Below are 14743 nucleotides of genomic sequence, written 5' to 3'. Positions count from 1 at the left end.
CTATGACCGCTCGTCGCGGCACGCCGGCTTTTTTCGACGCTGACAGGTTTTAACGCTCGATACGCTGGAGCAGCGTGCCGGAAAAAGCAAAAAGGGGATAGTCATTTGGCAACGAGCCCACTAGGGTAGGCCTTTTCCAGACTGCACTCGCAGATGGGCCTTCGACCTGACAAGGAAACCGATCATGCGCCTCGCTGCCCTCTCACTGTTGCTCGCACCTCTGCTGATCAGCCCTTTGGCCCAGGCCGCCGCCCTGAGCGTCTGCACCGAGGCCAGCCCGGAGGGGTTCGATGTCGTCCAATACAATTCGCTGACAACCACCAACGCCTCCGCCGACGTGTTGATGAACCGACTGGTGGATTTCGACACCGCCAGCGGCAAGGTAGTCCCGAGCCTGGCCGAGCGCTGGGACGTCTCGCCTGATGGACTGACCTACGTGTTCCAGCTGCGTCCAAAGGTCAAGTTTCACCAGACCGAATATTTCACGCCGCACCGTGACCTGACGGCCGAAGACGTGAAGTTCAGCTTCGAGCGCATGCTGGACCCTGCCAACCCCTGGCATAAAGTCGCCCAGAGCGGCTTCCCTCACGCCCAATCCATGCAACTGCCGGCGCTGATCAAGAAAATAGACGCCCTGGACCCGCTGACCGTGCGCTTTACCCTCGATCACGCGGACTCCACTTTCCTGGCCACCCTGAGCATGGGATTCGCCTCGATCTATTCGGCCGAATACGCCGATCAGTTGATGAAGGCCGGCACGCCAGAAAAACTCAACAACCAGCCCATCGGCACCGGCCCCTTCATCTTCAACCGGTTCCAGAAGGACGCCTCGATTCGCTACAAGGCCAACAACGACTATTTTGCCGGCAAACCCCAGGTCGATCAGTTGATCTTCGCCATCACACCGGATGCGAACGTGCGCCTGCAGAAACTGCGGCGCAACGAATGCCAGATCGCCCTGTCGCCCAAGCCGCTGGATGTGCAGGCCGCCCGGCAGGAACCGACCCTGAAGGTTGAGCAGACCGACGCCTTCATGACTGCTTTCGTGGCAATCAACAGCCAGCATCCGCCTCTGGACAAACCCGAGGTACGCCAGGCCATCAACCTCGCCTTCGACAAGGCCAGCTACCTCAAGACCGTCTTCGAAGGCACCGCCGAAGCGGCCAACGGCCCCTACCCGCCAAACACCTGGAGCTACGCCAAGAACCTGCCCGGCTATGCCCATGACCCGGCCAAGGCCCGCGAGCTGCTGGCCAAGGCCGGCTTGAAAGAGGGTTTCCAGACCACAATCTGGACCCGCCCTTCCGGCAGCCTGCTGAACCCCAACCCCAGCCTCGGCGCGCAACTGTTGCAATCCGACCTGGCGGAAGTGGGCATCCAGGCGGAAATCCGGGTGATCGAATGGGGGGAGCTGATCCGTCGCGCCAAGGCCGGCGAGCATGACCTGCTATTCATGGGCTGGGCTGGCGACAACGGCGATCCGGACAACTTCCTCACGCCACAGTTTTCCTGCGCGGCGGTCAAGTCCGGCACCAACTTCGCGCGTTATTGTAATCAAGACCTGGACAAGCTGATCAGCGCCGGCAAGACCACCGGCGAACAGGGTGTGCGCACCAAGCTTTACGAACAGGCACAAGCACAGATCCGGCAACAGGCCCTGTGGCTGCCGCTGGCGCACCCGACCGCGTTCGCCCTGGTTCGCAAGGACCTGCAGGGTTATGCGGTCAGCCCGTTTGGGCGCCAGGATTATTCGAAGGTCAGCCTCAAGTAATGCGGTGAACCTTGTGGGAGCGAGCCTGCTCGCGATTGCGGCGTGTCAGAACAGACAATGTCACTGACGAACCGCTATCGCGAGCAGGCTCGCTCCCACAAAGGATTTCTCTGGGCACCAGATTTCGCTCACATCCACCCATACTCCGCCATCGACAGCGGCTCCCCATCACCAACGATGAAGTGATCGAGCACCCGCACATCAATCAGCTCCAGCGCCTCTTGCAGTCGCTCGGTGAGCAACCGGTCGGCCTGGCTGGGCTCGGTGTTGCCGGAAGGATGGTTGTGGCACAGGATCAGCGCGGCGGCGTTGTGGGCCAGGGCGCGCTTGACCACTTGCCGGGGATGAACGCTGGCATTGTCGATGGAGCCGCGAAACAGCGTTTCGAAACCCAGCACCTGATGCCTGGAATTGAGAAACAGACAGCCAAACACTTCATGGGGCTCGTGGCGCAGCATCGACTTCAGGTACTCACGGACGACCCCCGGGCTTTCCAGCGTCGTTCTTTGCCGCGCCCGCTCGGCCAGATGCCGCCGGCTCATTTCCTGGGCCGCCTGCAACTGCGCAAATTTCGCCGGGCCCAACCCCATATGGCTGCTGAACGTGATCTGGTCGGCTTCAAGCAGCGCGCGCAGGCTGCCAAATTGAGTCAGCAGTTGTCGCGCCAGATCGACCGCGCTTTTGCCCGACACGCCGGTTCGCAAGAAAATCGCCAGTAATTCTGCGTCCGAAAGACTTCCCGCCCCCGATGCCAGCAACCTCTCCCGTGGACGCTCGGCCACGGGCCAATCCCGAATACTCATAGGCTCTCCCTGATAGTGGGCACCGCTGTTCCATAGCGGTCGCTGTGATATCGTAGCCCATCTTTTTTTGCAGGCGATTTGCACCCCGGCAGGCTGCTGTCGAGAGGTTCGTCCTGCATTGACCACTGAAATCCAAAGGCAGGCTTATGCAGCGGCTGTATCGGAAACGCATCGTTCTGGGCGTCGGAGGCGGCATTGCCGCCTACAAGAGCGCCGAGCTGGTTCGCCGACTCATCGACCAGGGCGCGGAAGTGCGGGTCGTCATGACCCGTGGCGGCAGTGAATTCATTACCCCGCTGACCATGCAGGCCCTGTCCGGGCACCCGGTCCACCTGGATCTGCTCGACCCGGCGGCCGAAGCCGCCATGGGCCATATCGAACTGGCCAAGTGGGCCGACCTGGTGCTGATCGCCCCGGCCACGGCCGACCTGATTGCCCGCCTGGCCCAGGGCATCGCCAATGACCTGCTGACCACCCTGGTGCTCGCCACCGACGCCGTGGTTGCTGTCGCACCGGCCATGAATCAGGCCATGTGGCGCGATCCGGCCACCCAGGCCAATCTGCAGCTGCTTGAAAGCCGCGACCTGAAAGTCTTTGGCCCGGCCTCCGGCAGCCAGGCCTGCGGCGATGTCGGCATGGGCCGCATGCTCGAAGCCACCGACCTGGCCCAATGTGCCGCCGACTGCTTCCAGCGCCACGCCCTGACCGGCAAACACGTGCTGATCACCGCCGGACCGACCCAGGAAAACATCGACCCGGTGCGCTACATCACCAACCACAGCTCCGGAAAAATGGGCTTCGCCCTGGCCGAGGCCGCGGTGGAAGCTGGCGCGCGGGTAACATTGATCACCGGCCCGGTGCACCTGCCGACGCCGGATCGGGTGACCCGCATTGACGTGGTTAGCGCCCGGGACATGCTCGCGGCCTGCGAAGCAGCCATCCCCTGCGACCTGTTCATCGCCTCGGCGGCGGTAGCGGACTACCGCCCTGAAGTCATCGCCCCGCAAAAACTGAAGAAAGACCCTACGAGCGGCGACGGCCTGTTATTACAAATGGTCCGTAACCCGGATATCCTTGCCACCATCGCCACCCGTTCCGACCGTCCCTTCAGTGTCGGCTTCGCCGCCGAAACCGAGAACCTGCTCGATTACGCCGCGCGCAAACTCAAGGACAAGAATCTGGACTTGATCGTTGCCAACGACGTCGCCAACCCGAGCATCGGCTTCAACAGCGAAGAAAACGCCTGCAGCGTGATCGACCGCCAGTTGCACGCCACCCTTTTCGCCCAGACCAGCAAGGGCAAGATCGCCCGCCAACTGATCACTTTCATCGCCGAACGGCTGAACCAGGTTTAATTTTCCATGCACGCTCTACAAGCCAAGATCCTCGACCCCCGCATCGGCAATGAATTCCCGCTGCCGCAATACGCCACACCGGGCTCCGCCGGTCTCGACCTGCGGGCCATGCTCAAGCAGGACACCGTTCTGGAGCCGGGCCAGACACTGCTGATCCCCACCGGCCTGTCGGTGTACATCGGCGACCCGGGCCTGGCCGCGCTGATCCTGCCGCGTTCGGGCCTGGGTCATAAGCACGGTATCGTGCTGGGCAACCTGGTGGGCTTGATCGACTCCGACTACCAGGGCGAGCTGATGGTGTCGTGCTGGAACCGTGGTCATACGACATTCAACATCGCGGTGGGCGAACGCATCGCCCAGCTGGTGCTGGTACCGGTGGTCCAGGCCCACTTCGAACTGGTCGAGGAGTTCGACGAGAGCCAGCGCGGCGCAGGCGGTTTCGGGCATTCCGGCAGCCATTGACAGGCGGGAACAGGCCGGGTGTGCTGCCCGGCCGGTTTATTAAGCTTCTGTTTCAGGGCAAAAAATGCGCAATGGCTTTCTGCTAGGTTTCCCATCCGGAATCAAGGTATTAGGCGACCCAGGGCGGGATAACGCTGTCTCATGGCACTTTCCCACCACGAACTCTCTGTCAAAAACGCCGTCATACCCTTCAGCTTGAGCCTGCCGACGCTGACAGTCGGCCTGTCCAGTCACTTTCTGAATAGAGCGTCCCGCCATGAACACCCCAGCCGCAATCGCACCGATCTTTCCTGACAGCATCTTCCGCGCCTACGACATCCGTGGCGTGGTACCGGAAACCCTGACCGGCGAAACCGCCTACTGGATCGGCCGCGCCATTGGCTCCCAGAGCCTGGCCCAGGGCGAACCGAACGTGTGCGTCGGCCGCGATGGCCGCTTGTCCGGCCCCGAGCTGGTAGAACAGCTGATCAAGGGCGTTGCCGACAGCGGCTGCCACGTCAGCGACGTCGGCCTGGTCCCGACCCCGGCGTTGTATTACGCCGCCAACGTATTGGCCGGCAAATCCGGCGTGATGCTTACCGGTAGCCACAACCCGTCGAACTACAACGGCTTCAAGATCGTCATCGCCGGCGACACCCTCGCCAACGAGCAGATCCAGGCCCTGCACACCCGTCTCAAGACCAACGACCTGAGCAGCGGCAAGGGCACCGTCACCAAGGTCGATATCCTCGAGCGCTACAGCGACGAAATCGTCAAGGACGTGAAGCTGGCCCGTCGCCTGAAAGTGGTGGTCGACTGCGGCAACGGCGCGGCCGGCGTGATCGCCCCGCAACTGATCGAAGCCCTGAACTGCGAGGTCATCCCGCTGTTCTGCGAGGTGGACGGCAACTTCCCCAACCATCACCCGGACCCGGGCAAGCTGGAAAACCTTGAAGACCTGATCGCCAAGGTCAAGGAAACCAACGCCGACCTGGGCCTGGCCTTCGACGGCGACGGCGACCGCGTGGGCGTGGTGACCAATACCGGCAGCGTCGTGTTCCCTGACCGCCTGCTGATGCTGTTCGCCAAGGACGTCGTGGCCCGTAACCCCGATGCGGAGATCATTTTCGACGTTAAGTGCACCCGTCGCCTGGTGCCGCTGATCAAGGAATACGGTGGTCGTCCGCTGATGTGGAAGACCGGCCATTCGTTGATCAAGAAGAAAATGAAGCAAAGCGGCGCCCTGCTGGCCGGCGAGATGAGCGGCCACATCTTCTTCAAGGAGCGCTGGTTCGGTTTCGACGACGGCATCTACAGCGCCGCACGCCTGCTGGAGATCCTCAGCAAGGAACAATCCAGCGCCGAAGACCTGTTCGCGACCTTCCCGAACGATATTTCTACGCCGGAAATCAATATCCATGTGACCGAAGAGAGCAAATTCAGCATCATTGATGCACTGCACGACGCTCAATGGGGCGAAGGGGCCGAACTGACCACCATCGACGGTGTGCGGGTCGACTATCCCCATGGCTGGGGCCTGGTTCGCGCATCCAACACCACACCGGTGCTGGTCTTGCGTTTCGAGGCCGATGACGAAGCCGAGCTGCAGCGCATCAAAGATGTGTTCCACACCCAACTCAAACGTGTTGCACCCGATCTTCAACTACCGTTTTGATTTTTTGAAGCGCCACTGGAGCCCTGAATGACCCTCGAACGCGAAGCCGCCACCAACACCGCCAAGGTCCTGTCCGAAGCGTTGCCTTATATCCGACGCTACGTCGGCAAGACCCTGGTGATCAAATATGGCGGCAACGCGATGGAAAGCGAGGAGCTGAAGACCGGCTTCGCCCGCGACATCGTGCTGATGAAGGCCGTGGGCATCAACCCGGTGGTGGTGCATGGCGGCGGCCCGCAGATCGGTGACCTGCTCAAGCGGCTGTCGATCGAGAGCCACTTCATCGACGGCATGCGCGTCACCGACGCGCAGACCATGGACGTGGTGGAAATGGTCCTCGGCGGCCAGGTCAACAAGGACATCGTCAACCTGATCAACCGCCATGGCGGCAGCGCCATCGGCCTGACGGGCAAGGATGCCGAGCTGATCCGGGCGAAGAAACTCACCGTCACCCGCCAGACCCCGGAAATGACCCAGCCGGAAATCATCGACATCGGCCATGTGGGCGAAGTGGTCGGTATCAACACCGACCTGCTGAACCTGCTGGTCAAGGGCGATTTCATCCCGGTGATCGCGCCTATCGGCGTGGGTGCCAACGGCGAGTCGTACAACATCAATGCCGACCTGGTGGCCGGCAAGGTCGCCGAAGCACTGAAAGCTGAAAAGCTGATGTTGCTGACCAACATCGCCGGCCTGATGGACAAGTCGGGCAAGGTCCTGACCGGGCTGTCGACCCAACAAGTCGACGATCTGATCGCGGATGGCACCATCTATGGCGGCATGCTGCCGAAGATCCGTTGTGCACTGGAAGCGGTGCAAGGCGGCGTCGGCAGCTCGTTGATCATCGACGGCCGGGTGCCGAATGCGATCCTGCTGGAGATCTTCACCGACACTGGCGTGGGTACGTTGATCAGCAATCGCAAGCGTCCATAAGCCACATCCCAAAAAAAGACCCCGCTCAGCCTGGCTGAGCGGGGTCTTTTTTTGCACCGGCCACCTGCGAGATACCCCCTGTGGGAGCGAGCCTGCTCGCGATGGCGGAATGACTGATCCACCGCTATCGCGAGCAGGCTCGCTCACACAGGGGAATGTGCAAGCCGATCAGACGCCGAACTGCGCCCGATAAGCCTCGACCGCCGGCAAATGCTGCTTGAGCTGCGGATCGTCGGCCAGGAACTCCAGGACCTGGGTCAGCGAAACGATGCTGATGACCGGAATGCCGAAGTCGCGCTCCACTTCCTGGATCGCCGACAATTCGCCGTTGCCACGCTCCTGACGGTTCAGGGCGATCAGCACGCCGGCGGCCTTGGCGCCTTCCTGGGAAGCGATGATCTGCATCACTTCGCGGATGGCGGTACCGGCGGTGATCACGTCGTCGATGATCAGTACTTCACCGGTCAGCGGCGCGCCCACCAGGCTGCCGCCTTCACCGTGAGCCTTGGCTTCCTTGCGGTTGAAGCACCAGGGCACGTCGCGGTCGTGGTGTTCAGCCAGAGCCACGGCGGTGGTGGCAGCCAGCGGGATGCCTTTATAGGCCGGGCCGAACAGCACGTCGAACGGGATGCCGCTCTCGACAATGGCCGCCGCATAGAAACGCCCCAGCTGGGCCAGGGCGGAACCGCTGTTGAACAGGCCGGCATTGAAGAAGTACGGGCTCGTGCGCCCGGACTTGAGGGTGAACTCACCGAAGCGCAAAACCCCGCGATCGATGGCAAAGCGAATGAAATCGCGCTGATACGCCTGCATGAAAAAAAAGCCTCAAATACCGCGGATTTAGCTAAATAGGTACACGGCGTGTATCATACACGCACGTGATTTTTGGGGCCATTTATGCGGATCATCAGTGTGAACGTCAATGGTATTCAGGCTGCAGTGGAGCGAGGTTTGCTCAGTTGGCTGCAAGCACAGAATGCCGACGTCATCTGCCTGCAGGACACCCGCGCCTCCGCCTTTGAACTGGACGATGCAGCCTTCCAACTGGATGGTTACTTCCTTTATGCCTGCGATGCCGAAGTCCCCGCCCAGGGTGGCGTGGCTCTGTACTCGCGGCTGCAACCGAAGGCTGTCATCAACGGTCTCGGTTTCGAGACGGCGGACCGCTACGGGCGCTACCTGCAAGCCGATTTCGACAAGGTCAGCATCGCGACCTTACTGCTCCCGTCGGGGCAGAACGGCGATGAAGATTTGAATCAGAAATTCAAGTTGATGGACGACTTCGCCCGTTACCTGGATAAGCAGCGGCGCAAACGTCGCGAGTACATCTATTGTGGCTCGCTGTACGTGGCGCAACAGAAGCTGGACATCAAGAACTGGCGCGACAGCCAGCAATCTCCAGGTTTCCTGGCGCCTGAACGGGCCTGGATGGACGAGATCATCGGCAACATGGGCTATGTCGACGCCCTGCGCGAAGTCAGCCGCGAAGGCGACCAGTACAGCTGGTGGCCGGACAACGAGCAGGCCGAGATGCTCAACCTCGGCTGGCGTTTCGACTACCAGTTGCTGACGCCCGGGCTGCGCCGCTTCGTACGCAGCGCCCGCTTGCCGCGCCAGCCACGATTCTCGCAGCATGCGCCGCTGATCGTGGACTACGATTGGACGCTGACGATCTAAACGCCGTTAAGCAAACACAAAAAACCGACAGCAATGTCGGTTTTTTGTGGGCAATCCATTTTCCCTGTGGGAGCGAGCCTGCTCGCGATGGCGGAATGGGCTTCAACACTGATGTGACTGATCCACCGCTATCGCGAGCAGGCTCGCTCCCACACGGGACATGCGTTGATCGTTATTTGATCAACCGCCAGGTGAACGGATACCGGTACGGCTGCCCTTCATTGGCCTTGATCCCGCCGATGATGGTCAGCACCAGCGCGCCGATGGCAATCAGCCCGAACAGGAAGAAGCCAATCACCACGATCATCAACAGGAAGCTGATGAGCGAGGCAATCGCCACGGTGATCTGGAAGTTCAGCGCTTCCTTGCCCTGGGCATCGATGAACGGATCGGATTCGCGCTTGATCTGCCAGAGCACCAGCGGCCCGATCAAGGTACCGAACGGAATCACCAGCCCCGACAAGGCGGACAAATGACAAAACATCGCCCATTGACGCGCCTCCCTGTCCGGCTGAGGCAGTAGCACTTGCTCATCACTCATGACGCTCTCCTTGTCTGAGGCGCTTTAGATCAATCGGCCAGGGCGGCCTTCTGCAGTTCGAAAATCTCGCTCATGCCTTTCTTCGCCAGCTCCAGCATAGCGTTCAGCTCTTCAGGCTGGAATGGCGCGCCTTCGGCGGTGCCCTGGACTTCGATGAAGCCGCCGGCGCTGGTCATGACAACGTTCAGGTCTGTCTCGGCGGCGGAGTCTTCCAGGTAATCCAGGTCCAGCACCGGCTCGCCCTGGTACATGCCCACGGACACCGCGCCGATCATCTGCTTGAGCGGGTCGCCACCCTTGAGGCCGCCGCGCTTCTTGATCACCTTCAGGGCATCGACCAGCGCGACCATGGCACCGGTAATGGAGGCGGTGCGAGTGCCGCCGTCGGCCTGAATCACATCGCAATCGACATACAGCGTCACGTCGCCCAGCTTGGACATGTCCAGGGCAGCGCGCAGCGAACGGCCGATCAGGCGCTGGATTTCCAGGGTGCGCCCGCCTTGCTTGCCACGGCTGGCTTCGCGCTGGTTCCGCTCACCGGTGGCGCGTGGCAGCATGCCGTACTCGGCCGTCAACCAGCCTTGGCCCTGGCCCTTGAGGAACCGGGGCACACCGTTTTCGACGCTGACAGTGCAGATGACCTTGGTATCACCGAACTCGACCAGTACGGATCCCTCGGCGTGTTTGGTGTAGTTGCGGGTAATGCGGATCGAGCGGAGCTGATCGGCAGCGCGACCACTTGGACGTTTCATAGGGAACACCTGTACAGAGGACGGAAAACTGCCGGCATTATAAAGCCGCGAATCATCCTAGGGCAGTTTAAAACGTCGCGCAGTTTTAAAAACCGCCGCGCAACAAGCCACTCAAAGGCCCGCCCGACGGGCTGCAGCGCTTTGTCACCGGCACGGTTTGGGGGCATGCGCCTCACTGCGCTACAATCCTGCGCCTTTGCTGCCCGTCGGCTTTTTATCCACAGACTTCAGGCGCCACGACCCCCGGTCGTGCACGGCCTGCATTGCGAGGAACCTCCATGGTGCACAGCATGACCGCCTTCGCCCGCGTCGAAAAGGCCGGTGCCCAAGGCACGCTGAGCTGGGAACTGCGCTCGGTCAACAGCCGTTACCTGGAACCACACCTGCGCCTGCCCGAGTCCTTCCGCGACCTGGAAGGCAGCGTGCGCGAAGCCCTGCGCCAGGGGTTGTCCCGGGGCAAGCTGGAATGCACCCTGCGCTTCACCGAGGAAAGCACCGGCAAGACATTGCAGGTGGACCGCGAGCGCGCCGCCCAACTGGTGGCCGCTGCCGAAACCGTCGCCAGCCTGATCAAGAACCCAGCCGCCCTGAACCCGCTGGAAGTCCTGGCCTGGCCCGGCGTGCTGGTGGGTGATGCCAGCGATCCCCAGGCCCTGAACGCCGAGGCGCTGGCGCTGTTCAACCAGGGGCTCAAGGAGCTCAAGGCCGGCCGTGAGCGCGAAGGTGCGGAACTGGCCCGGCTGATCAACGAGCGCCTGACCTCCATCGAAGAAGACGTGACGACCCTGCGCGAACTGGTCCCGCAGATGCTCGCCACCCAACGCCAGAAAGTCCTGGATCGCTTCGCCGACATGAAGGCCGAGCTGGATCCGCAGCGCCTGGAACAGGAAATGGTCATGCTCGCCCAGAAAAGCGACGTGGCCGAAGAACTGGATCGCCTGAGCACCCACATCATCGAAGTCCGCCGGGTGCTCAAGTCCGGTGGTGCGGCCGGTCGCCGCCTGGACTTTTTGATGCAGGAACTCAACCGCGAAGCCAATACACTGGGCTCCAAGGCCTTCGACCCGCGCAGCACCCAGGCTGCGGTCAACCTCAAGGTGTTGATCGAGCAGATGCGCGAACAAGTGCAGAACATTGAGTAAGGCTAACCCGACATGACCCACAGCACCGGCACTCTCTACATCATTTCCGCGCCCTCGGGCGCCGGCAAGACCAGCCTGGTCAAGGCCCTGATCGACGCCGAGCCGCAGATCCGCGTCTCGGTCTCCCACACCACCCGCGCCATGCGCCCTGGTGAAGTGAACGGCGTGAACTACCACTTCGTCGACCGCGAAGAGTTCGTGAAGATGGCCGAGCACGGCGACTTCCTGGAGCGCGCCGAAGTCTTCGGCAACCTCTACGGCACCTCGCAGAGCTACTTGCAGCAGACCCTGGACGAAGGCCACGACCTGATTCTGGAAATCGACTGGCAAGGCGCCGAACAAGTGCGCAAGCTGATGCCCCAGGCCCGTTCGATCTTCATCCTGCCACCGAGCCAGCAAGCCTTGCGCCAGCGCCTGACCAACCGTGGCCAGGACAGCGACGAGATCATCGAAGGCCGGATGCGTGAAGCGGTCAGCGAAATGAGCCACTACGTGGACTACGATTACCTGATCATCAACGATGATTTCGCCCAGGCGCTGGACGACCTGAAAGCGGTTTTCCGCGCCAACCAGCTGCAACAGAAACGCCAGCAGCAACGTTTCGGTAAATTACTGGCCGAACTGCTGGGCTGACCGCCCCTTCCCAAAACCGCTGCAACGGCTTTACATTGGTACTTGCAGCGCGCCGAGGGGTTTGTTCAAAAAAACAGCGCTTCCCTAAACGCTGGTGTTTTTTTAAACTGTCGAGTCCGCTCGCCCAACCGGGCAGCGCGCATATCGCATTCGCTCCGAGGAATACCATGGCCCGCGTAACCGTTGAAGACTGCCTAGAACACGTGGAAAACCGCTTTGAGCTGGTCATGCTCTCTACCAAGCGTGCCCGTCAACTGGCCACCGGCGGCAAAGAGCCATTGGTCCAGTGGGAAAACGACAAGCCTACCGTGGTAGCGCTGCGTGAAATCGCCGAAGGCCTGATGAGCTACGAGTTCATCGCCAACGCTGAAATCGTTGAAGACGAACCGCTGTTCGCAGCGTTCGAGGACGAGTCCAACGAGGCGGTCTAAATCTATGCCTGGTCGACGTAGCACGGCGCGGGGTCACAGCAAACGGCAGGAGTCATCATCATGCCGAGCATAGACGCCCTCGCCGATCGCTTATCGGCCTACCTCGGCACGGACCAGGTCAATCTGGTCCGCCGAGCCTACTTCTACGCTGAACAAGCCCACGACGGCCAACGCCGCCGCAGCGGCGAGGCGTATGTCACGCACCCGCTCGCGGTGGCGGGCATCCTTGCCGACATGCACATGGACCATCAGAGCCTGATGGCGGCCATGCTCCATGACGTGATCGAAGACACCGGCATTGCCAAGGAAGCGCTGCAAGCGCAGTTCGGCGAAACCGTGGCCGAACTGGTCGACGGGGTCAGCAAACTGACCCAGATGAACTTCGAGACCAAGGCCGAGGCCCAGGCCGAAAACTTCCAGAAAATGGCCATGGCCATGGCCCGCGACATTCGCGTGATCCTGGTCAAGCTCGCCGACCGCCTGCACAACATGCGCACCCTGGAAGTGCTGTCCGGTGAAAAACGCCGACGCATCGCCAAGGAAACCCTGGAAATCTACGCGCCCATCGCCAACCGCCTGGGCATGCATGCGATCCGCATCGAATTCGAAGACCTCGGCTTCAAGGCCATGCACCCGATGCGCTCGGCGCGCATCAACCAGGCCGTCAAGCGCGCCCGGGGCAACCGCAAGGAAATCGTCAACAAGATCGAAGAGTCCCTGAGCCACTGCCTGGCCATCGACGGCATCGAAGGCGAAGTCAGCGGGCGGCAGAAACACCTCTACGGCATCTACAAGAAAATGCGCGGCAAGCGCCGGGCCTTCAACGAGATCATGGACGTCTACGCGTTCCGGATCATCGTCGACAAGGTCGATACCTGCTATCGCGTGCTGGGTGCCGTGCATAATTTGTACAAACCGCTGCCGGGACGCTTCAAGGACTACATCGCGATTCCCAAGGCCAACGGCTACCAGTCGCTGCACACCACGCTGTTCGGCATGCACGGCGTACCGATCGAGATCCAGATCCGTACCCGTGAAATGGAAGAAATGGCCAACAACGGCATCGCCGCCCATTGGCTGTACAAATCCAGCGGTGACGAGCAACCCAAAAGCACCCATGCCCGGGCCCGGCAGTGGGTCAAAGGCGTGCTGGAAATGCAGCAGCGGGCCGGCAACTCCCTGGAATTCATCGAGAGCGTCAAGATCGACCTGTTCCCGGACGAGGTCTACGTCTTCACGCCCAAGGGCCGGATCATGGAGCTGCCCAAAGGCTCCACGGCGGTGGACTTCGCCTACGCGGTGCACACCGACGTCGGCAACAGCTGCATCGCCTGCCGGATCAACCGTCGCCTGGCCCCCCTGTCCGAACCACTGCAAAGCGGCTCCACGGTGGAAATCGTCAGCGCCCCCGGTGCGCGGCCGAACCCGGCGTGGCTCAACTTCGTGGTCACCGGCAAGGCCCGTACCCACATCCGCCACGCCCTGAAGCTGCAACGCCGCTCCGAATCCATCAGCCTCGGCGAACGCCTGCTGAACAAGGTGCTGAACGGTTTCGACAGCTCGCTGGAGAAGATCCCGACCGAGCGCGTGCAGTTGATGCTCCAGGAATACCGCCTCGAACTGGTCGAAGACCTGCTCGAAGACATCGGCCTGGGCAATCGCATGGCCTATGTCGTTGCCCGCCGCCTGCTGGGCGAAGGCGAACAACTGCCAAGCCCCGAAGGCCCGCTGGCGATCCGCGGCACCGAAGGCCTGGTGCTCAGCTACGCCAAGTGCTGCACGCCGATCCCGGGCGACCCGATTGTCGGCCACCTGTCCGCCGGCAAGGGGATGGTGGTGCACCTGGACAACTGCCGCAACATCAGCGAAATCCGCCACAACCCGGAAAAATGCATCCAGCTCTCCTGGGCCAAGGATGTCACCGGCGAATTCAACGTCGAGCTGCGGGTCGAGCTGGAACACCAGCGCGGCCTGATCGCCCTGCTGGCCAGCAGCGTCAACGCCGCCGACGGCAACATCGAGAAAATCAGCATGGACGAGCGCGACGGCCGCATCAGCGTCGTCCAACTGGTGGTCAGCGTGCACGACCGCGTACACCTGGCCCGCGTGATCAAGAAACTGCGAGCCCTGACCGGCGTTATCCGCATCACCCGCATGCGCGCATAACCCCCAATAGCCCAGCCATTACAAGGAGTCATACATGACCAAAACCGTCATCACCAGCGACAAGGCCCCAGCCGCCATCGGTACTTATTCCCAGGCGATCAAGGCGGGCAACACCGTGTACATGTCGGGCCAGATTCCCCTGGACCCGAAAACCATGGAGCTGGTGGAAGGCTTCGAAGCCCAGACCGTACAGGTCTTCGAAAACCTCAAGGCCGTGGCCGAAGCCGCCGGCGGGTCGTTCAAGGACATCGTCAAGCTCAACATCTTCCTCACCGACCTGAGCCACTTTGCCAAGGTCAACGAGATCATGGGCAAATACTTCGAGCAGCCCTACCCTGCCCGCGCCGCCATCGGCGTAGCAGCCCTGCCAAAGGGCGCGCAGGTCGAGATGGATGCCATCCTGGTCATCGAGTAACAAGGCCG

General features: G+C 61.6%; 14 protein-coding genes and 1 pseudogene. 11 read left to right on the top strand and 4 right to left on the bottom strand.

Features of this window, described 5'->3' with window-relative positions:
- Positions 1-184: 184 nt before the first annotated feature.
- Positions 185-1771, top strand: a complete 1587-nt coding sequence (locus tag AD665_RS11210; RefSeq protein WP_024780589.1) for an ABC transporter substrate-binding protein — start codon at positions 185-187, stop codon at positions 1769-1771.
- A 128-nt stretch (positions 1772-1899) separates the two neighbouring features.
- On the opposite strand, the gene radC is transcribed toward AD665_RS11210, so the two are convergent.
- Complete coding sequence (gene radC / locus AD665_RS11205) at positions 1900-2574, bottom strand: RadC family protein (RefSeq protein ID WP_024780590.1); 675 nt, start codon at positions 2572-2574, stop codon at positions 1900-1902.
- 146 nt (positions 2575-2720) lie between these two features.
- Here radC and coaBC point away from each other — a divergent pair, with 146 nt between their 5' ends.
- The 4 genes and pseudogenes from coaBC to argB all read left to right on the top strand — a co-directional run bounded on the left by coaBC (position 2721) and on the right by argB (position 6978).
- Positions 2721-3929, top strand: a complete 1209-nt coding sequence (coaBC, locus tag AD665_RS11200) for a bifunctional phosphopantothenoylcysteine decarboxylase/phosphopantothenate--cysteine ligase CoaBC (RefSeq protein ID WP_024780591.1) — start codon at positions 2721-2723, stop codon at positions 3927-3929.
- Positions 3930-3935: 6 nt separating this feature from the next.
- Positions 3936-4391, top strand: coding sequence for a dUTP diphosphatase (gene dut / locus AD665_RS11195; protein WP_024780592.1), 456 nt, complete (start codon positions 3936-3938; stop codon positions 4389-4391).
- 244 nt (positions 4392-4635) lie between these two features.
- A pseudogene (locus AD665_RS11190) lies at positions 4636-6045 on the top strand (phosphomannomutase/phosphoglucomutase); the annotation flags it as partial.
- 27 nt (positions 6046-6072) lie between these two features.
- Complete coding sequence (gene argB / locus AD665_RS11185) at positions 6073-6978, top strand: acetylglutamate kinase (protein ID WP_053192101.1); 906 nt, start codon at positions 6073-6075, stop codon at positions 6976-6978.
- A 168-nt stretch (positions 6979-7146) separates the two neighbouring features.
- Here the strand turns inward: argB and pyrE are convergent, their stop codons facing one another.
- Positions 7147-7791, bottom strand: coding sequence for an orotate phosphoribosyltransferase (gene pyrE, locus AD665_RS11180; RefSeq protein ID WP_024780595.1), 645 nt, complete (start codon positions 7789-7791; stop codon positions 7147-7149).
- An 84-nt stretch (positions 7792-7875) separates the two neighbouring features.
- Between pyrE and AD665_RS11175 the strand changes: the two genes are divergently transcribed.
- Positions 7876-8655, top strand: coding sequence for an exodeoxyribonuclease III (locus tag AD665_RS11175; RefSeq protein ID WP_013694557.1), 780 nt, complete (start codon positions 7876-7878; stop codon positions 8653-8655).
- 172 nt (positions 8656-8827) lie between these two features.
- Here the strand turns inward: AD665_RS11175 and AD665_RS11170 are convergent, their stop codons facing one another.
- Both AD665_RS11170 and rph read right to left on the bottom strand, forming a co-directional pair.
- Entirely contained in the window at positions 8828-9196 is a 369-nt protein-coding gene (locus tag AD665_RS11170; RefSeq protein ID WP_024780255.1) for a DUF4870 domain-containing protein, read from the bottom strand.
- A 29-nt stretch (positions 9197-9225) separates the two neighbouring features.
- The gene (gene rph, locus AD665_RS11165) at positions 9226-9948 is read right to left on the bottom strand and encodes a ribonuclease PH (RefSeq protein ID WP_024780256.1); all 723 of its coding nucleotides are present in this window, start codon (positions 9946-9948) and stop codon (positions 9226-9228) included.
- Positions 9949-10226: 278 nt separating this feature from the next.
- Between rph and AD665_RS11160 the strand changes: the two genes are divergently transcribed.
- From AD665_RS11160 to AD665_RS11140, 5 genes are all read left to right on the top strand, one after another.
- The gene (locus AD665_RS11160) at positions 10227-11090 is read left to right on the top strand and encodes a YicC/YloC family endoribonuclease (RefSeq protein WP_053192099.1); all 864 of its coding nucleotides are present in this window, start codon (positions 10227-10229) and stop codon (positions 11088-11090) included.
- Between the two features lie 12 nt (positions 11091-11102).
- On the top strand, positions 11103-11723 hold the full coding sequence (gene gmk, locus AD665_RS11155; protein WP_024780258.1) for a guanylate kinase: 621 nt from the start codon (positions 11103-11105) through the stop codon (positions 11721-11723).
- Between the two features lie 167 nt (positions 11724-11890).
- The gene (gene rpoZ, locus AD665_RS11150) at positions 11891-12154 is read left to right on the top strand and encodes a DNA-directed RNA polymerase subunit omega (RefSeq protein WP_003177259.1); all 264 of its coding nucleotides are present in this window, start codon (positions 11891-11893) and stop codon (positions 12152-12154) included.
- A 60-nt stretch (positions 12155-12214) separates the two neighbouring features.
- A complete protein-coding gene (gene spoT, locus AD665_RS11145) occupies positions 12215-14320 on the top strand; it encodes a bifunctional GTP diphosphokinase/guanosine-3',5'-bis pyrophosphate 3'-pyrophosphohydrolase (RefSeq protein WP_024780259.1) in 2106 nt (701 codons plus the stop codon).
- 34 nt (positions 14321-14354) lie between these two features.
- On the top strand, positions 14355-14735 hold the full coding sequence (locus AD665_RS11140) for a RidA family protein (protein WP_024780260.1): 381 nt from the start codon (positions 14355-14357) through the stop codon (positions 14733-14735).
- Positions 14736-14743: the final 8 nt, after the last annotated feature.

Source organism: Pseudomonas corrugata, assembly GCF_001269905.1.
In the GTDB taxonomy this organism is placed as follows: domain Bacteria; phylum Pseudomonadota; class Gammaproteobacteria; order Pseudomonadales; family Pseudomonadaceae; genus Aquipseudomonas; species Aquipseudomonas corrugata.
This window is presented reverse-complemented; position numbering and strand designations above follow the sequence as displayed.